Consider the following 17,767-nt stretch of genomic DNA (forward strand, 5'->3'; position numbering starts at 1 on the left):
GAGAACGAGAAGGACCCTCCCTCACCGCTCACTGCTTCGCAGAAATCGCGTGAGGGAGGGTCCTTCTCGTTCTCTCGCGGCGACGCCCCAACACGTCGGCGTGGGCGGCTTGGGGGGCGGGGCCGGTGACGCGCGCTCGGGGCGATTAGGGTTGGGTCGCGGGGGTGACGTGGCTGGGGCGGTGACGGACCTGTCAGCGGAAGAGCTGCCAGAAGGCCACGGCGGAGCTGGCGGCGACGTTCAGGGAGTCGACGCCGTGGGACATGGGGATGATGACGGACCGGTCGCAGGCCGCGAGCGTCTCGGGCGCAAGGCCGCTCCCCTCGTTGCCAAAGACGAGGGCGCGCCTCTCGGCCGCGAGCAGCGAGGGGTCGTCGAGCGGGACGGCGCCCTCCACGAGCGCCATCGCGTAGCAGGCAAATCCCTCCGCCCGCAGCGCGTCGAGGGTGCCGCGGGGCCACCGCCCCTCCTCGGCGCGGGCCCAGGGCACCGTGAAGACCGTGCCCATCGAGGTGCGCACCGCGCGGCGCACGTAGGGGTCGGCGCAGCGCGGCGAGACCACCACGGCGTCAGCCCCGAGCGCGGAGGCCGAGCGAAAGAGCGCGCCCACGTTGCTCACGTCCACGAGGTCCTCCACGATCGCCACGCGACGCGCGCCCGCCACGACCTCGGCCACCGACCGCGGCGCGGGCCGCTCCATCGCGCAGAGCAGGCCGCGCGTCACGTTGTAGCCCGTGAGCCGCTCCATCTGGCCGTGCGGGAGCACGAAGGCGGGGACCTCGTCGCCGGCGCGCGCGAGCACGTCGGCGTGGGCCTCAAGGTGCCTCTCGTCAACGAGGAAGGAGAGCGGACGCACGCCGGCGTCGAGCGCCACCTCGACCACGAGGCGCGTCTCCGCCACGAGCACGCCGGACGCCCCCTCGAGCCGCGCGCGCAGCTGATGGTCGGTCAGGCGCGCGTAGGCGTCGAGGCGCGGGTCGTCGAGCGCTTTCAGGTAGGTGACCGCGGCCATCTGTTCTCCTTTGGTTGGGACCAAGAAACGTCGTGTCATCGCGTCTATCCTAGGGTACGATAGCGTGCGCATGCCTGAACCACGTGAAACTTTCCCAGGAGGACGCATGGCAAGCCACATGAGGCCCATGTCCCCGTCAGATACCACCGTTAAGCCCAAGGCCGCCGAGAAGAGCCCGGAGCAGGAGCTCGGCGGCACCGCGCAGAGCTCCCCCGTCGGCGACGCGCCGCAGCCCAAGCGCCACCGGCACCTTCTCTGGATCATCCCCGCCGCGCTCGTCGTTCTTCTCGGCGGCGCGTACGTGGGCGGCGCCCTCTACTTTGAGTCCACCTTCATGCCCGGGACCATCCTCGACGGCGAGGACGTCTCGATGCGTCCCGTGAGCGAGGTCGCGGACGAGAAGGCCTCCTCGCTCGACGGCTACTCGATCCACGTCACCGGCAAGGGGCTCGACCTCACGATCGGCGCCGAGCAGGCGGGGCTCACCTGCGATGGCCAGTCCTACGCGAGCGAGGCGCTCGCCCAGGTCAACCCGTGGGCCTGGCCGCTCGAGATCGCCGGAACGCGCCAGATCTCCGCCACGGCCACGGTCACGATCGACCGCCAGAAGGTCGCCGACGTGGTGACCCCCGCCGTCGAGGCGCTCGCGTCCGACGCGGCGGTCGGCGGCCACGGCATCACCTACGACGCCGAGGCCGCCGCCTACGTCATCGACGAGCAGCTCCTCGCAAGCTCGCTCGACGCCGAGCTCGTGACCGACGCCGTCGTCGCCGCCATCCAGGCCGGCGAGGCCGAGGTGGAGATCGGCGACGAGTGCGCCGAGACCAAGACCGAGCTCCAGACCGCCGTCGACGCGGCAAACAAGCTCGTCTCCTCGACGGTCTCGCTCACGCTCGGCGGCACCCACGTGGCCGACGTCACGTCCGAGATGATCGCCGGCTGGACCACCATCGGCGACGACCTCTCGGTCTCCCTCAACGCCGACGCCGTGACCGAGTGGACGCGCGGCGCCCTCTCCGACCAGCTCGACACCATCGGCACCGACCGCACCTACACCCGCCCCGACGGCCAGACCTTCACCGTCACGGGCTCGACCTCCGGCTACGGCGCGAGCACCTACGGCTGGAGCATCGACGGCGCGGCGCTCGCCGAGCAGATCGTGGCCAACGTGCAGGCCGGCCAGCCCTCCACCATCGACATCCCCTGCGTCCAGACCGCGGCCCAGGTCAACCCCGGCGGCCAGGACTGGGGCAACCGCTACATCGACGTCGACCTCACCGCGCAGCACGCCGTCTTCTACGACAACGGGACCGTGATCTGGGAGGCCGACATCACCACCGGCCAGCCCAACCTCGGCCAGGAGACCCCGACCGGCGTCTGGACCGTCACCAACCGCAAGTCCCGCGCCACGGACGGCGACATCAACCTCAAGGGCCCCATCGACCCCGCGACCGGCGAGCCGGAGTGGGACAGCCACGTTGACTTCTGGCTCGGCTTCGTGGGCAACCTCGTGGGCTTCCACAACGCGCCGTGGCAGTCCGTCTTTGGCGGCGATATCTACACCTACTACGGCAGCCACGGCTGCATCCGCATGAGCTACGCGGACGGCCAGGCCCTCTACAACGTTGGCCGCGTCGGCGACGTGGTGGTCGTGCACAAGTAGGTCGCAGGGCAAGGCACGTTTGGGGCCCCGGGAGCGATCCCGGGGCCCCTTCGTGGGCCGGAGGGCGCTTTGACGGCGCGGAAGGGGTGCTTAGGCTCTCTTCGCCGTGCGCCGCGCGCCCCGCCTCGAGGGTATGTACACCTTACCCTGAGGGTATGTACACCGTCCGATTTCGGACGGTCGGTGTTTGCGCAGGCAGACGAGCCGCCGAGAAGAACGCGCCGAACGGATTTGCGTACATACCCTCAAGGTGGGGTGTACATACCCTCGAGGGCCGATTGGGAGCAGGCCGCGAAAGGGCCCGCCGCCCGCGCCGGGCGCCTAGAACGGCAGCTTGCCGCCGGGACCGCCCATGCCGCCCATCTCGCGCATCATCTGCTGCATGGCGCGACGGCCCTTCTTGCCGCCGCCCTGGTTCATGAGGCCCTTCATCTTGCCCATCATCTTGTTCATCTCGTCCCACTGCTTGATGAGCTGGTTGACCTCCTGCACCGTGCGGCCCGAGCCCGCGGCGATGCGCTTGCGGCGCTGGCCGTTGATGATCTTGGGGCGGAGGCGCTCCTCGCGCGTCATCGAGTGGATGATGGCCTCGATGCGGGTCATCTGGGAGTCGTCGGCCGCCTGCGGCATCTGCGCCATCGCGCGCTCCATGCCCGGGATCATGCCCAGGATCTTCTGCAGGCCGCCCATCTTGCGGATCTGCTGCATCTGACTCAGCAGGTCATCCATCGTGAAGCCCTCGCGCAGCATGCGCTCGGCGTCGGCGACCTGCTGCTCGTCGGCGATCTTCTGGGCCTGCTCGATGATGCCCACCACGTCGCCCATGCCCAGGATGCGCTTGGCCATGCGGTCGGGGTGGAAGACCTCGAGCGAGTCGGGCTTCTCGCCCATCGAGACGAACTTGATCGGCTTGCCGGTGACCTCGCGGACGGAGAGGGCGCCGCCGCCACGGGCGTCGCCGTCGAGCTTGGACATGATGACGCCGTCAAAGTCCACGCGGTTGGCGAACTCGGTGACCACGTTGACGATGTCCTGGCCGGTCATGGCGTCGACGACCATGAGGATCTGGTCGGGGCGCACCGCGCGCTTGATGGCGACGGCCTCCTCCATCATCTCCTCGTCGATCTGCAGGCGGCCCGCCGTGTCCACGATCACGATGTCGTTGAGGTGGTCGACAGCCTCCTGGATCGCGCCGGAGGCCACGGCCACGGCGTCGCGTCCGTCCCCGCGGAACACGCTCACGCCGATCTCGCCGCCGAGGGTGGCGAGCTGGTCGGCTGCCGCGGGGCGGTGCGTGTCGCACGCGGCCAGAAGCGGGCTGTGGCCCTGGCTCTTGAGGAGGTACGCGAGCTTGGCCGCCGCCGTCGTCTTGCCCGAGCCCTGCAGGCCCACGAGCATGATCACGTTGGGCGTGCGGTTCTGCGCGAGCGTGAGCTTGGAGTCCGTGGAGCCGAGAAGGACGGTGAGCTCGTCGAGGACGATGCGCACGACGTTTTGCGCCGGCGTGAGTGACTCCATGACCTCGGCCGTGAGGCACTTCTCCTTGCAGCGCGCCACGAAGTTCTTGACCACGCGGTAGTTGACGTCGGCCTCGAGCAGCGCCATGCGGATCTCGCGCATCGCGACGTTGATGTCGTCCTCGGTGAGACGGCCCTTGCCGCGCAGCTTCTCGAAGGTGTCCTGGAGGCGGTCGGAGAGAGAGTTGAACATGGCTACATCCCTTCGCCCACGAGCGCGCGGCAGAACTCGAGCGCGTCGAAGGCCTGGAGGTCGTCGAGGGTCTCCCCCACCCCGATGCGGTAGATGGGAAGGCCCAGCTGGCTGGAGATGGCAAGGGCGATGCCGCCCTTGGCGGTACCGTCGAGCTTGGTCACGATGAGCCCGTCGAGCTCGAGGGCGTCGTTGAACTCCTTGGCCTGGTTGAGGCCGTTCTGCCCGGTGGTGGCGTCGATCACGAGGACCACCGAGACGGGCATGGACTGGCAGCGCTTGCGGGTGACGCCCACGACCTTCGCGAGCTCGCGCATGAGGTCGGAGGAGGTGTGCAGGCGCCCGGCGGTGTCGATGAGCACGAGCTCGGCGCCGCGGCGCTCGGCCTCCTCCACCACGTCGTAGCACACGCTCGCGGGGTCGGCGCCGCGCTCGCGCGTGATCACGTCGACGCCGGCGCGCTGGCCCCAGACCTCGAGCTGCTCGATGGCGGCGGCGCGGAAGGTGTCGGCCCCGCCGATCAGGCAGCGCCTGCCGGCGTCGCGGGCGCGCCCGGCGAGCTTGCCCACCGTCGTGGTCTTGCCGGCTCCGTTGATACCCACAAAGAGCACGCAGCTCGGGAGGTCGGAGAACGGGTCGCGCCCGGACTCGGGGAACTCCTGGGCCAGGCGGCGCGCCAGGGCGTCGCGCAGCTGCTCGGCGCGGGTGAGGTTCTCGCGCGCGGCCTGCTCGCGCAGGTCGTCGGTCACGCGCATGGCCACCTCGGCGCCCATGTCGCCCATCACGAGCGTGTCCTCGAGGTCCTCCCAGAAGTCCTCGTCGACCTCGCCGCCCATGTAGAAGATCTCGTTGATGGCCTCGCGGGATCGCTGGAGGCCCGCCTTCAGGCTGTCGAGAAAGCCCATCTTACGCATCAACCACCTTTCCTGTCTGCCGGTCGAGCCGCTGCGAGACGACGCGGCTCACGCCGTCCGCCTGCATCGACACGCCGTAGAGGACGTCAGCCTGCTCCATCGTGCGCCGCTGGTGCGAGATCACGATGAGCTGCGTGGATTCTTTGAGTCGCTCGATCGCGTCGAGCAGCTTCGAGAGGTTGGAGTCGTCGAGCGCGGCCTCGACCTCGTCGAAGACGTAGAACGGCACGGTGCGCACCTTGTAGACCGCAAAGAGCAGCGCGAGCGCCGTGAGGGACTTCTCGCCGCCGCTCATGAGCATCATCTTGGCGATGCGCTTGCCGCGGGGCTGGGCCACGATCTCGACGCCGGTCTCGGAGGGGTTGTCCGGGTCGGTCATCTCGATGTGGGCCTGGCCGCCGGGGAACAGCAGCGAGAAGATCTCCGAGAAGTTCTCGTTCACCCGCTCGAAGACCGAGAGGAAGCGCGTGCGCATCTTGCGGTCGATCGCGGCGGTGATCTTCTTGAGCGAGGAGCGCGCGGCCTCGAGGTCGGCGACCTGCTCGTTGATGTAGTCCGCACGCTCCTTGAGGCGGGTGTACTCGTCCATGGCCACGGCGTTGACCGGGCCGATCGACTCGATCTGGCGGCGCAGCTCCGCCACGCGGCGCTCGGCGGCGTCGCGGTCCTCGGGCGCGGGGATCGTGAGCGCCTCGTCGAGCACGGCGCCCGTCGCCACGATGGCGTTCACGGCGCCCTCGACCTGCACCTCGAGCTTGCCGAGATCCACCTTGACCGACGAGGAGGCCTCGCGGGCGTCCTCGAGCTCCTTGGCCGCGGCGGCCACGGCCTGCCGGGCGTCGCCGATCGTGCGCTTGAGGGAGTCGGAGTCCGCCTCGGCGAGCGACGCGCGGTCCTTGAGGCGCGCGGCCCACTCGAGAGCGCGCTCGCGGATGAGCTCGTAGCGGTCGTGTAGCGGGTCCACGCGCAGGCGCACGACCTCGAGCGCCCTCGAGCCGCGCTCCGTCGCCTCGATGCGCTGGCCGAGCTCGCGGACGCGGCGGGAGAGGTCGCGCTCGCGGGTCTCGAGGTTCGCGCGGCGCTCGCTGGTCATCGCGAGCTCGAGGCGGGCGTCGGAGAGCGCGCGGCTCGCCTTGCCCTGCTCGGCGATGGCGTCCTGGTGCGCGTCGCTTTTCTCGGAGAGCTCGCCGGCGAGGGCGTCGGCGCGCTCGCGGGCCGCGCGGGCGGCGGCGCGGTGCTCGTCGATCTGCCCGCGCGCCTCGGCGGCGCGCTCGGCGGACGCCTCGCGGCGCTTGAGGACCTGGGAGCGCTCGGAGATGAAGCCGGCGAGCTGGGCCTCGAGCCGCCCGCGCTCGGACTGCGCGGACGAGAGCTCCGCGGTGAGGCGGGCGAGCTCTCCCTTGGCCGAGACGGCGCCCTCGCGCGCGGCGGCAAGCGCCTCCTCGGCGAGGTCGACCTCCTCCTCGGCGGCCGAGAAGGACTCCTCGAGGCCCTCCATGCCCTCGTCGAGCGCGCGGATGCGGCGCTTGCGCTCGAGCGCGCCTGCCTCGCCGGAGGGGGTCGAGCCCACGCGCAGGCGGCCGTCGGGAAGCAACGCGGCCCCCTCGGGGGTCACGTAGGTGTTCCAGGGGGCCCGCTCGTGCGCGCGCACGGCCTCGGCCACGCCCTCGACGAGCCTCACGTCGCCGAGAAGCGCCTCGAGCAGCGCCCGGGCGTCGTCGGCCACGCGCAGGCGCTCGACGAGCGGCGTGCCGGGCGCGTCGCCCCTTTCCGCCCCTCCGGACGGGACCGCGGCGCGCGAGACGATCGTCGCGGCGCCGCCCTTGTCGGCGAGCTCGAGCGCGCGGGCGGCGAGCGAGCCGGCCGCGTCGGAATCGGCCACGACGAGCGCCGCGAGGTCGTCGCCGAGCAGCTGCTCGACGAGCCCCTCGACGGAGGCGTCGGCGTCGATGAGGTCGGCGAGGCGGCACTGCACGGCGTCGCCGGCGCCCTCGGCGAGCGCCGCCACGAGCGGGCTCGCCTTCTCGACGTCGGCGTCCACGGCGCACAGCGCCTCGAGGGTCGCGCGGGCCGAGGAGAGCGCGGTGCGCGCCTCGCGCTCGGCGGCGCGGGCCCGCTCGAGCTCCTCGGAGCGGCGGGCGATCTCTCGCTCGAGGCCGTCGGCCGAGCCGCGGGCCCGCTCGAGCTCCTCCTCGAGGCGCTCGGCGCGCTGCTCGCGCTCGGCGAGCGCCTCCTCGGCGGTGTCGGCGCTCTCCTGGAGCTGCTCGAGCCGCGTGGCGAACATCTGGTCCTCGACCTGGGCGTTTCCGACCTGATCCTCGAGCTTCGCGTAGGCGAGCGTCTCGCGGTCCGCCTCGGCGCGGGCGGCGCGCTCGTCGGCGGTGATGCGGGAGAGCTCGTCGTCGAGCGCGCGGCGGCGGGCCGCGGCGGCGTGGGAGGCGGCCGAGAGCTCCTCGAGGGACTCCCTCAGCTCGCGCTCGCGCACGCGGGCGTCGGAGAGCTCGCCGGCGACGCGCTCGAGCTCCTCGGCGGCGTCCGCGCGCTGCTTGCGCGTCGAGGAGAGCTGCATGCGCATGTCGGAGAGGCGGGACACCATGTTCTTGCCCTTCTCCTCCAGAAGGCGCATGTCGGCGTCCATCCGGCCGAGGAGGTCCTGCATCCTGCGGCGCTGCTCGCCGAGGTCGCCCACGAAGAGCCCCTTCTGCTCGAGCAGCGACTGGAGCTTCTCGAGCTCGCGGCTCTTCTCGTCATGGCGGTACTGCGCGAGCTCGATGGCGGCGTCGGCCTCCTTGCCGCGGGCGAGCAGGCGGTCGTAGCCCTCCTGGAGGCGGCGGAGGTCATCGACGGCGAGCTGGGTGGTGAGCTCCTTGAGCTCGCTCTCGAGGACCTTGGCGCGCTGGGCCTTGTCCACCTGGCGCTCGAGGGGCTTGAGCTGGCGTCCGAGCTCGCGGGAGAGCAGCTTGGCGCGCGAGAGGTTCTCGTCCATCGAGACGAGCTTGCGCATGCTGCGCTCCTTGCGGCGGCGGTGCTTGGAGATGTCGGCCGCCTCCTCGATGAGGGCGCGGCGCTCCTCGGGGCGGCTCGAGAGGATGGAGTCGAGCTTGCCCTGGGAGATGATCGAGTGGGTGTCCTTGCCCAGGCCCGAGTCGTGCAGGATGTCCTGGACGTCCATGAGGCGGCTCGGCGCGCCGTTGATGAGGTACTCGGACTCGCCGGAGCGATACATCCGGCGGGTGATGCCCACCTCGGCAAAGTCGATGGGCAGGGTGTGGTCGGAGTTGTCGAGCACGAGCGTGACCTCGGCCACGCTCACCGCGCCGCGCGCTGAGGAGCCCGAGAAGATGACGTCCTCCATGGCCTGGCCGCGGAGCTGCTTGGCGCTCTGCTCGCCGAGGACCCACAGGATGGCGTCGGAGACGTTTGACTTCCCGGAGCCGTTGGGGCCCACCACCACCGTGAGGCCCGGGTCGAAGGCCATCTGGGTGCGGTCGGCAAAGGACTTGAAGCCCTTGAGTGTCAGCGACTTGAGGTACACGCGGCCGGTCTCCTCACGGCTAGTTGGTGGTTCCGGCGCCCTCGAAGTCCTCGGGCTCGGCATAGCCGAGGCGCACGAGCGCGTCGACGGCGGCGGCGCTCTCCGAGGACTTCTTCGAGGAGCCCGACCCTCGGCCGATGCGGCGCCCCTCGACCATCACGACGGAGGTGAAGGTGGGATCGTGGGCGGGGCCCTCCTCGGCGACGAGCTTGTACTCGGGGCCGCAGCGCATCTCGCGCTGGGTGACCTCCTGGAGGCGCGACTTGGGGCTGATGGGCTTGCGGGCGAGCTCCGGGGAGACCTCGGGGCCGAGCGTGCGCACCACGAAGTCGTGCGTCGCGGTGTAGCCGGCGTCGAGGTAGAGTGCGCCGACGATGGCCTCGTAGACGTTCTCGAGCGCGGAGTGCATGCCCCGCGCGCCCGTGCCCTTCTCGGACTCCCCCATCACGATGAGCTCGGCGACGCCGAGGCGCTCGGCGACGCTCGCGAGCATCTTGCCCGAGACGAGGCTGATCTTGGCCTGCGTGAGCGCGCCCTCGTCCATGTCCGGGAAGCGCTCGAAGAGGTCGGTGGCCACGATCGCGCCGAGGATGGAGTCCCCGAGGAACTCGAGGCGCTCGTAGGAGGCGGACACGGGCAGCCCCTCGGCGGCCGAGGGGTGCGTGAGCGCCGATACGATGAGCTCCTGTCGATCAAAGTGGTGGCCGCAGACCTTCTCGGCCGCGACCACCCGCTGGTGCATCTCCAAGAAACGGGCCCCCTGCTACTGAGCGCTGGCGATGGCGTCGACGACCTGGCCGACGGTGGAGATGGTGCCCACGGCGTCGTCGGCGAAGGTCATGGAGAACTCGTCCTCGAGGGCGGTGACGAGCTCGAGCAGGTCAAAGGAGTCAGCGCCGAGCTGCTTGAGGTCGGTGGCCTCGCTCAGGGTGACGTCGTCGCCGAGCGACAGCGTGTCCTCGACGACCTCGATGACCTTGGCGAAAATGGCGTCGCGGTCCATGGTTCCTCCTAACGTAGTCAACCAGTCATTCTACCCGAACGCGAAAGGGGGATGAGAACGGGACGCCCCTTTGCGTCATCTCCGCATCACAGGACGCAGGCGTCGGCGATCTTCTCGGTGAGGCCGGCGCGGGCGGCGGCCGCGGCGGCGAGCGTGCCCTTGCGGACGGCCTGGGCGCTCGTGGCGCCGTGGCCCTTCACCACCGGCGCGCGCAGGCCCAGAAGGATCGCGCCGCCATACTCGTCGCCGGACATCTCGGCGGCGAGGGACTTGAGCGAGCCGGCGAGCAGCGCCATGCCGATCTTGTTGGAAAGCGACGCCTCCATCGCGGCCTTGAGGCGCCTGATCACGAACTTGCCCGTGCCCTCGATGGACTTGAGGGCCACGTTTCCGGTGAAGCCGTCGGCCACGATGACGTCGAAGGTGCCGGCGAGCAGGTCGGTGCCCTCGGCGTTGCCCGCAAAGCCGCAGTTGCCCTGGGCGAGCGCCTCGTGATAGGCGAGCGCCATCTCGGAGCCCTTGGTGTCCTCCGAGCCGTTGCAGAGCAGGCCCACGCGCGGGCTCTCCACCCCCAGGATCGCGCAGGCGTAGGCGCGACCCATGTGCGCGAACTGCACCATCACGTCGGGCTTGACGTCGGCGTTGGCGCCCATATCGAGAAAGACGGTCTTCTTGCCGGAGATGCCGGGGAACGGCAGGCAGAGCGCGGGGCGCTTGACGCCCTTGATGCGCCCCACGCCAAAGGTGGCGGCGGTGAGCACGGCGCCCGTGGAGCCGGCCGAGAACAGGCCGTCCGCCTCGCCCGCGTGGACCGCGGCGGCGGCGCGCACGATGGAGGCGTCCTTCTTCTTGCGGACGGCGCTGGCGGGGTGCTCGGACATCGCGATGACCTCGGTGGTGACGAGCGCGCGGGCGCGGTCGTGCGAGGCGGCGAACGGCTCGACGACGTCGGCGCTGCCGGCGACGAGCACCTCGAGCTCGGGGTCGTCCGCGAGCGCCGCGGCGACGCCCTCGAGAAGGACGGCGGGCTCCTTGTCCGCACCCATGACGTCGACGCAGATGGTGGTCATGCTTCCTCCTTGGCTCGAATCTTCAACTGCTCTATTATGCCGCAACCTGCGGGGGCGCGTTCTTCTCGCCCGGAGCGGCGGGGCGCGCGGCGGGACCCGCCGTACCAGGCACGAAAAAAGGCCGGCCCAGGGGGCCGGCCTCGAAGGTTCCGCGTATCGAGAAGCTACTCGGTAACGATGACCTCGCGGTCCTTGTAGTGACCGCAGTTGGGGCACACGTGGTGCGGGAGCTTGGGAGCGCCGCACTGCGGGCACACGGAGCGCGCCGCGGCCGAAAGCTTCATGTTGGCCGAACGACGGGTGTGGGTGGCGCTGCGGCCCTTCTTTTGCTTGGGTACTGCCATGTCAGACTCTCCTGTCCAAAACCTCTGCCCCTCCGCTCGCGCAGCGGCAGGCGTGTCTCAGTCATGCGAAGAGACACTATAGCACGTCTCCCCTGCGCGGGGAACGCTTCATCAGCAATTCTTCACTCCGTCGCGCCCTCGGCGTCGGAGGGGTCCTCGGCGCCGGAGAGGTCGAGGCCCGCGAGCGCCGCGAAGGGCGACGACTCGAGCCGGTCCTGCTCGCGCTGGGCCTCGATCTGCGCCGCGTGACCGCAGTCCTCCTCGTTGAGGTTGGCGCCGCAGACCGGGCACAGGCCCGCGCAGTCCTCGCGGCACAGCACGATGAAGGGCGTCTCCATGACGAGCGCCGCGACGAGCGCGCCGGAGAGGTCGATCGTGCGGTCGGCGGAGACGAGCTCGTAGTCGGCCTCGTCCTCGTCGTCGCCGAGCTGCTCGGGCTCCTCGAAGAGATAGTAGCCGTCGACCTCGCCCGCGACGTCGAACTCGGCGTCCTCGAGGCAGCGGTCGCAGGTCCCCACCACGTGAGCGCGCAGGAGCCCGGTGGCCAGGATGCCCTCGCCGGCGTTGGTGAGCACGACGTCGTAGTCGATACCCTCGGGCAGCGAGAACTCGTGGTCGCCGAGCTCATAGCCGGACTCGTCGAGATGACCCGCCACCGCCCAGGTGTCACCCGGGTTGGCGAGCCGCTCGTCAAGCGAGAAGATCAGTGGGCCCATGGCTACCAGGGCACGTTGTTGGTGGTGTTGCGGGGACCGGAGTTCTCGTCGAGCGTCTGGCGGACGCGAGAGACCGAGCTGGTGAGCGACTTGAGGTTCTCCTCGAGGTGGGCGAGCACCGTGTCGGCGTACTCCTCCGCGTTGTAGCGGGTGTCGCGCTCGTACTGGGCCGCCTGGTCGCGGATGCCCTCGGCCTGCTGCTGGGCCAGGCGCACGATCTCCTGGTCGCCGGCGAGAATCATCGCCTGCTGCTGGGCGTCGGCGATGATGGAGTTGGCCTGCTGCTGGGCGCGGTCAAGCGTCTCCTGCTCCTCCTTGAGGATGCGGCGGGCATCCTGGAACTCCTGCGGGAAGACGCGGCGAATCTCATCGAGAATCTCGTAGACGTCCTGGGCGTCGACGATCTTCTTCTGGCCGTTGTCCATGAGAGGGGACTTGGCCTCGCTCACGATCTGCTCGAGCTCGTCGACCAAGCTCTCGATTTCCTCACCTGGCTGCATCTATGGTTCCTTTCACGTGATTCGTCGACGCATGGCTGCGTGAGTCTACCCATCTTCGAGACATGTTAGCAGATTGTTCGCGCTTGTATGCAGCGGCGTTCCCTCGTCAACGAGAAGTGGGGCGGCCGACGGACTTGAAGGACTTGACAATCTCGTCAGGTTATATTGTCAACCCGCACGGGACCGGTCGGCTGACGGACTTGACAATCTCGTCAGGTTATATTGTCAACCCGCACGTGGGTTGACAATATAACCTGACGAGATTGTCAAGTCCGTCAATCAGCATGCGGGTTGACAATATAACCTGACGAGATTGTCAGACGAGATTGTCAAGCCCGCGTCTCACGCGTAGCGCTCGCGGAGGCGCGCGGCGACGTTGGCGGGCACGAGGATGTCCACGTCGGAGCCCATCGCCGCGATCTCGCGCACGATCGAGGACGAGACGTAGCCGTACTCGGGGCTCGACATGACGAACACCGACTCGAGGTCGGGCGCCATGTGGCTGTTGAGGTCGGCCTGCTGGAGCTCGTACTCGAAGTCGGTCATCGCGCGCAGGCCCTTGACCACGCCGCCCGCGCCGATCTGGCTGCAGAAGCTCACGAGAAGCCCCGTGAAGGGCTCGACCTCGATGTCTTTGGAGAGCCCCTCAAGCTCTATGGCCTCGCGGATCATCTCGACGCGCTCCTCGAGCGTGAAGGTGGTGCCGCGGCCGTGCTTGTTGGCCGAGGCCGCCACGGCGACGGTCACCTTGGGAAACAGGCGCCGGGCACGGCGGATGACGTCGAGGTGCCCAAAGGTGACCGGGTCGAAGGTTCCCGGGACGACGACGTGGGTGATGGTGGCGTCGGTCATGACGCGTCCTCCTCCGGATGGTAGACGAGCAGGTCGAGCGACGTGATGCCGTGGGTCTTGCTGCGCGCGGGAACAAGTCCCGGGCAGGAGAGCCCCTCCCCCGCCGAGCTGCGCTCGTAGACCACGACGGCCCCGTCGGCGAGCTGGCCGGAGGCGGCGAGAGAAACGAGCAGCCCCGAGACGCGCTCGGCGGGAAGCGCGTAGGGCGGGTCGAGAAACACGATGTCAAAGGGGGTGCCGGGCAGGCGGCGGCCGGCGAGCGCGCAGACGTCCCCGGAGAGCACGTCGAGCTCGCCTCTCTTTACGCCGAGCGCGGACGCGGTGCGCCTCACGCGCTGGGCGGCGCGACGGTCGAGGTCGACGAAGGTCGCGTGGGCCGCGCCGCGGGACAGGAGCTCCAGGCCCATCGCCCCGGACCCCGCGAAGGCGTCGAGGACCGAGTCGCCGGAGAGGTCGAGCCCGCGCGCCGAGAGGATCATCGACGCGACCTGCTCGCGTGTGCGGTCGGTCGTCGGCCGCGTGACGTCGCGGCCCTTGGGCGCCTCGATGGCGCGCCCGCGCCACTTCCCCCCGACTATCCTCATGCGCGCTCGAGCTCCTCGAAGTAGGCGCCAAACCGGTCGCGCGCCTCGATCGCCATCGCGCGGTGCGCTGGCGAGAGCAGGCGCGGGTCCTCGTCGGCGATGGCGCGCGCGTCGGCGTGGGCCAGCTCGACGAGGTCGGCGTCGGCCTCGAGGTCAGAGATCTCGAGCGAGACGCCGCCGCTCTGACGATACCCCAAAACCTCGCCCTCGTGTCGCAGGCGCAGGTCGAGCTCGGCGAGCTCGAAGCCGTCCGAGGTGGCCTCGAGGGCGGCGAGGCGCTGGCGGGCGCGGCTGTCGCGCTTGGCGGCGCAGGAGAGGTAGACGATACCCGCCGCGTCGCCGCGGCCCACGCGGCCGCGGAGCTGGTGGAGCGTGGCCAGGCCAAAGCGGTCGGCGTCGAGCACCACCATGGCCGTTGCGTTGGGGACGTCGACGCCCACCTCGACCACCGTCGTGGCCACGAGGACCTTGGTCCTGCCCGAGCGGAAGCGCTCCATCGCGAGGTCCTTCTCGGCCGCGGACATGCGTCCCGTGAGCAGGTCGCAGGCGATGCCGGGCAGAACCGAGGCCCTGAGGTCCTCGAGGGTCGAGACGGCGGAGCGCAGCCGGTCGCTCGTGGAGCGCATCGCCTCCGGGACGTCGTCGAGCGACGAGCCGTCGTCCTTGTCGTCCACCAGAGGGCAGATGATGTAGGCCTGGTGCCCGGCGGCCACGGCGTCGCGCACCGCGCCCCAGGCCAGGTCGAGGTTGTCGGGGGTGACGACCTTGGTCGTGACGCCAGCGCCCGCGCGCGGCCGGCACCGGATGCGCGAGAGCGAGACGTCGCCGTAAAGCGACAGCGCGAGCGTGCGCGGGATGGGCGTGGCGGTCATGGCGAGCAGGTCGGCACCGGCGCCCTTGCGGCGCAGGGCCGCGCGCTGGTCGACGCCAAAGCGGTGCTGCTCGTCGATGACCACGAGCGAGAGCGCGGAGAACTCGAGGCCCTCCGAGAGCAGCGCCGTGGTGCCAAAGACCACGGTGAGCTCCCCGCGGGAGCAGGCGAGCTCGGAGAGGGCGCGCTCGTCCGAGGGGGTCGCGCCCGTTATGAGCGCCCAGCTCACGTGCGCCGCGTCGAGGACGGGCCCGAGCTTCTCGGCATACTGGCGAGCGAGCACCGAGGTCGGCGCCATGACGGCGGCCTGCGTGCCGGTGTCGGCCACGGCGGCGAGGGCCACGGCGGCCACGGCGGTCTTGCCGGTGCCCACGTCGCCCAGAAGCAGGCGGTTCATCACGTGGGGCGAGGCCATGTCGGCGAGGATCTGGTCCGCGGCGAGGCGCTGCTCGTCGGTGAGCGAGAAGGGCAGCGCGGCGAGCAGGGCGGCCATGTGCGGGCCGTCGGTCACGTGAACCGTCGGCTCGACGCCGACGAGCTCGAGGCCGCGCCTCGTGAGCAGGGCGATCTGCAGGCAGAGCAGCTCGTCGTAGGCAAGGCGCCGGCGCGCGGCCTCGGCGGCGGCGGTCGAGGACGGGAAGTGCGCCTCGCGCAGGGCACGCCCGAGCGTCATGAGCCCGCGCTCGGCCACCAGGCCCGCCGGCAGCCAGTCGCAGACGTCGCCCACGTCGGCCAGGGCCGCGGCCACGATGCGGCGCATCCAGGAGGCGGTGACGCCCTCCCCCACCGGGTGGACCGGCAGCACGCGGGCATAGCCGCCCGCCTCGCCCGCGGAGCCCACGACCTCGTGGAAGGGGGCCTTCATCTGCTTGAAGCCGTAGGCGAAGGTGACCTTGCCGGAGAGGGCGACGACGTCTCCCGCCTTGATCTGGTCGGCGATCCAGGGCTGGCGGAAGAACGTGGCCACGAGCACGCCGGTGTCGTCCATCACGGAGACCTCGACGACCTGCAGGCGACGGTTGCGCGTGGCCTTGCGGCTCACGCGGTCGACGGTTGCCACCACGGTGGCGTCCTGGCCCACGTCGGCGTAGGCGATCTTGGTGACGCGCGTGAAGTCGAGGTAGCGGTGGGGTATGTGCAGGAGCAGGTCGCGCACGCGACGGATGCCCAGGCGCTCGAGGGCAGCCTGGCGCGCACCCGAGACGTAGCGCAGGCGCGACACAGAGTCAGAGAGGGCGCAGGTTCGCTGCACCCTCTCTGCTGCTGACGGTATGGTCGGGACGCGCCCCAAGAGCCTACTCGATCGAGAAGATCACGGGGTAGAGGGGCTGCTCGCCGCGGTGCGGGTCGACCTCGAGATCGGGCTGGGCCTGCTCGATGGCGGCCACGAGCGCCTCGAAGGCCTCGTCGTCCATGTCCTGGCCGGCGAGGATGGTGAGCGAGTCGCCCTCCTCCTCGTCCTGCATCTTGGCGATGAGGTCGAGCGTGACCTGCGCCACGTCGGAGCCCACGACCTCGATGGAGTCGTCCTGGATGCCCATGACGTCGCCGTCGTGGATGGGGGTGCCGTCGGCCGCCTGGGAGTCGCGCACGGCGGTGGTGACCTCGCCGCCGCGGACGTCGGCGATGGCCTCGGTCATGGCCTCGACGTTGTCCTCGAGCGAGCCCTCGGGGTCGACGACGAACATGGCCGAGAAGCCCTGGAGCACGGTCTTGGTGGGAACCACGGCCACGCGGGCGTCCTCGCAGGCGCTCGCGGCGGCCTCGGCGGCCATGCGGATGTTGCCGTTGCCGGGGAGCACGATGACGGCGTCGGCGTTGACCTGCTCGATCGCCGAGAGGATGTCGGCCGTGGAGGGGTTCATGGTCTGGCCGCCGGAGACGACGACGTCGACGCCCAGCGAGCGCAGGATCTCCTCCTCGCCAGAGCCGGCGGCGACGGCCACGAAGCCGAGCGCCTTGCACGGCTCGTCGCTCTTCTCGCCCTCGGCCGCCTGGTCCGCCGCGATCTTTGCGGTGCGGTCGTGGGACTCCATGTCCATGTTGTGAATGAAGACCTCGTAGACCTGGCCAAACTGGAGCATGTACTCGAGCACGCGGTTGGGCTCGTTGGAGTGCACGTGGACCTTGAAGTCGGGGTAGGCGCCCACGATGAGCTCGCAGTCGCCGAGCGTGGCGAGGTGGGCGAGGCTCTCATCGACGTCGAAGGGCTTCTCGGCCTTGAAGAGGAACTCGTTGCAGTAGCGGAACTCCGAGCCCTCCCAGTCGTCGTTGAGCTCGATGGCGACCTTGGCGGAGACGTCGGCCTTGGCGTCGACGGTGGTCTTGAACTCGGTGAGCTCGCCGGCCTTGCCGGTGGCGGCGTTGACGAAGGCCTCGAGGAAGGTGGCGAAGCCGAAGGCGCCCGAGTCGACGACGCCGTTCTCCTTGAGGACGGGCAGCAGCTCGGGCGTGCGGGCCACGGACTCGTAGGCCTCGACGACGAGGGCGTCGAGCATGTCGCGCGTGGAGATCTTGGTCTTCTCGAGCTGGTCGGCCTTGGCGGAGACGTCGCGCAGGACCGTGAGGATGGTGCCCTCGACCGGCTTGCGGACGGCCTTGAAGGCGACCTTCACGCCGCGGCGCCAGGCGTGGGCAATGTCGCCGGGGGTGGGGTGCTCCTGGTTCTTGGCGTCGACGAGGCCCTCGGCGATGCCGCGCAGGATCTGGCTCGTGATGACGCCGGAGTTGCCGCGCGCGCCCATGAGCGAGCCGTGCGTGATCGCCTTGGCGATGTCTTCGATCGAGGCGTCGGCCGGCAGGGCCTGGACCTCGCCGACGACGGTGTTGAGCGTGAGGGACATGTTGGTGCCCGTGTCGCCGTCAGGCACGGGGAAGACGTTGAGCTTGTTGATCTCCTCCGCGCGGTCGGCCACGACCTTGGCGGCGGCGGGGAAGCAGGTGCGGATGACGGTGGAAATCATCTTCGAGTACCTCGGTTCTTCTCGGAGTGC

Annotated in this window: 15 protein-coding genes; 1 reads left to right on the forward strand and 14 read right to left on the reverse strand. The window is 70.1% G+C overall.

Annotated features, from left to right (window positions below; translation table 11 throughout):
• Nucleotides 1–193: 193 nt before the first annotated feature.
• The gene (locus NW198_RS02700; RefSeq protein ID WP_258339901.1) at nucleotides 194–1,012 is read right to left on the reverse strand and encodes an RNA methyltransferase; all 819 of its coding nucleotides are present in this window, start codon (nucleotides 1,010–1,012) and stop codon (nucleotides 194–196) included.
• Between the two features lie 106 nt (nucleotides 1,013–1,118).
• On the opposite strand from NW198_RS02700, the gene NW198_RS02705 reads away from it, so the two are divergent.
• Nucleotides 1,119–2,675, forward strand: a complete 1,557-nt coding sequence (locus NW198_RS02705) for a L,D-transpeptidase family protein (protein WP_258339902.1) — start codon at nucleotides 1,119–1,121, stop codon at nucleotides 2,673–2,675.
• 321 nt (nucleotides 2,676–2,996) lie between these two features.
• Here the strand turns inward: NW198_RS02705 and ffh are convergent, their stop codons facing one another.
• The 13 genes from ffh to NW198_RS02770 form a co-directional block, all read right to left on the reverse strand.
• The gene (gene ffh / locus NW198_RS02710) at nucleotides 2,997–4,385 is read right to left on the reverse strand and encodes a signal recognition particle protein (protein ID WP_087315847.1); all 1,389 of its coding nucleotides are present in this window, start codon (nucleotides 4,383–4,385) and stop codon (nucleotides 2,997–2,999) included.
• A gap of 2 nt (nucleotides 4,386–4,387) precedes the next feature.
• The gene (gene ftsY / locus NW198_RS02715; protein WP_258340010.1) at nucleotides 4,388–5,290 is read right to left on the reverse strand and encodes a signal recognition particle-docking protein FtsY; all 903 of its coding nucleotides are present in this window, start codon (nucleotides 5,288–5,290) and stop codon (nucleotides 4,388–4,390) included.
• Between the two features lies 1 nt (nucleotide 5,291).
• Nucleotides 5,292–8,834: a chromosome segregation protein SMC gene (smc, locus tag NW198_RS02720; RefSeq protein ID WP_258339903.1), complete on the reverse strand. Its 3,543-nt coding sequence runs from the start codon at nucleotides 8,832–8,834 to the stop codon at nucleotides 5,292–5,294.
• 19 nt (nucleotides 8,835–8,853) lie between these two features.
• On the reverse strand, nucleotides 8,854–9,582 hold the full coding sequence (rnc, locus tag NW198_RS02725; protein ID WP_087315851.1) for a ribonuclease III: 729 nt from the start codon (nucleotides 9,580–9,582) through the stop codon (nucleotides 8,854–8,856).
• A 15-nt stretch (nucleotides 9,583–9,597) separates the two neighbouring features.
• The gene (locus tag NW198_RS02730) at nucleotides 9,598–9,837 is read right to left on the reverse strand and encodes an acyl carrier protein (RefSeq protein WP_258339904.1); all 240 of its coding nucleotides are present in this window, start codon (nucleotides 9,835–9,837) and stop codon (nucleotides 9,598–9,600) included.
• An 86-nt stretch (nucleotides 9,838–9,923) separates the two neighbouring features.
• A complete protein-coding gene (gene plsX / locus NW198_RS02735; protein WP_258339905.1) occupies nucleotides 9,924–10,907 on the reverse strand; it encodes a phosphate acyltransferase PlsX in 984 nt (327 codons plus the stop codon).
• A gap of 164 nt (nucleotides 10,908–11,071) precedes the next feature.
• On the reverse strand, nucleotides 11,072–11,251 hold the full coding sequence (gene rpmF / locus NW198_RS02740; RefSeq protein WP_087315857.1) for a 50S ribosomal protein L32: 180 nt from the start codon (nucleotides 11,249–11,251) through the stop codon (nucleotides 11,072–11,074).
• A gap of 122 nt (nucleotides 11,252–11,373) precedes the next feature.
• Nucleotides 11,374–11,967: a DUF177 domain-containing protein gene (locus NW198_RS02745; protein ID WP_258339906.1), complete on the reverse strand. Its 594-nt coding sequence runs from the start codon at nucleotides 11,965–11,967 to the stop codon at nucleotides 11,374–11,376.
• A gap of 2 nt (nucleotides 11,968–11,969) precedes the next feature.
• Complete coding sequence (locus tag NW198_RS02750) at nucleotides 11,970–12,467, reverse strand: ATPase (protein ID WP_087315861.1); 498 nt, start codon at nucleotides 12,465–12,467, stop codon at nucleotides 11,970–11,972.
• 342 nt (nucleotides 12,468–12,809) lie between these two features.
• Nucleotides 12,810–13,319, reverse strand: a complete 510-nt coding sequence (gene coaD / locus NW198_RS02755) for a pantetheine-phosphate adenylyltransferase (protein ID WP_087315863.1) — start codon at nucleotides 13,317–13,319, stop codon at nucleotides 12,810–12,812.
• Nucleotides 13,316–13,903, reverse strand: coding sequence for an RsmD family RNA methyltransferase (locus NW198_RS02760; protein WP_258339907.1), 588 nt, complete (start codon nucleotides 13,901–13,903; stop codon nucleotides 13,316–13,318). Before NW198_RS02760 ends, coaD begins: the two co-directional genes overlap by 4 nt.
• Nucleotides 13,900–16,026, reverse strand: a complete 2,127-nt coding sequence (locus NW198_RS02765) for an ATP-dependent DNA helicase RecG (RefSeq protein ID WP_258339908.1) — start codon at nucleotides 16,024–16,026, stop codon at nucleotides 13,900–13,902. Before NW198_RS02765 ends, NW198_RS02760 begins: the two co-directional genes overlap by 4 nt.
• Before the next feature lie 43 nt (nucleotides 16,027–16,069).
• Complete coding sequence (locus tag NW198_RS02770) at nucleotides 16,070–17,737, reverse strand: DAK2 domain-containing protein (RefSeq protein ID WP_087315868.1); 1,668 nt, start codon at nucleotides 17,735–17,737, stop codon at nucleotides 16,070–16,072.
• Between the last annotated feature and the right edge of the window lie 30 nt (nucleotides 17,738–17,767).

Origin of the sequence: Thermophilibacter sp. ET337, assembly GCF_024733715.1 — a bacterium.
Lineage (GTDB): Bacteria > Actinomycetota > Coriobacteriia > Coriobacteriales > Atopobiaceae > Thermophilibacter.

Coding starts and splice junctions, on each gene's coding strand:
- NW198_RS02700 (WP_258339901.1), bottom strand. CDS start 1,012: ATGGCCGCGGTCACCTACCTGAAAGCGCTCGACGACCCGCGCCTCGAC.
- NW198_RS02705 (WP_258339902.1), top strand. CDS start 1,119: ATGGCAAGCCACATGAGGCCCATGTCCCCGTCAGATACCACCGTTAAG.
- ffh (WP_087315847.1), bottom strand. CDS start 4,385: ATGTTCAACTCTCTCTCCGACCGCCTCCAGGACACCTTCGAGAAGCTG.
- ftsY (WP_258340010.1), bottom strand. CDS start 5,290: ATGGGCTTTCTCGACAGCCTGAAGGCGGGCCTCCAGCGATCCCGCGAG.
- NW198_RS02730 (WP_258339904.1), bottom strand. CDS start 9,837: ATGGACCGCGACGCCATTTTCGCCAAGGTCATCGAGGTCGTCGAGGAC.
- plsX (WP_258339905.1), bottom strand. CDS start 10,907: ATGACCACCATCTGCGTCGACGTCATGGGTGCGGACAAGGAGCCCGCC.
- rpmF (WP_087315857.1), bottom strand. CDS start 11,251: ATGGCAGTACCCAAGCAAAAGAAGGGCCGCAGCGCCACCCACACCCGT.
- NW198_RS02745 (WP_258339906.1), bottom strand. CDS start 11,967: ATGGGCCCACTGATCTTCTCGCTTGACGAGCGGCTCGCCAACCCGGGT.
- NW198_RS02750 (WP_087315861.1), bottom strand. CDS start 12,467: ATGCAGCCAGGTGAGGAAATCGAGAGCTTGGTCGACGAGCTCGAGCAG.
- coaD (WP_087315863.1), bottom strand. CDS start 13,319: ATGACCGACGCCACCATCACCCACGTCGTCGTCCCGGGAACCTTCGAC.
- NW198_RS02760 (WP_258339907.1), bottom strand. CDS start 13,903: ATGAGGATAGTCGGGGGGAAGTGGCGCGGGCGCGCCATCGAGGCGCCC.
- NW198_RS02770 (WP_087315868.1), bottom strand. CDS start 17,737: ATGATTTCCACCGTCATCCGCACCTGCTTCCCCGCCGCCGCCAAGGTC.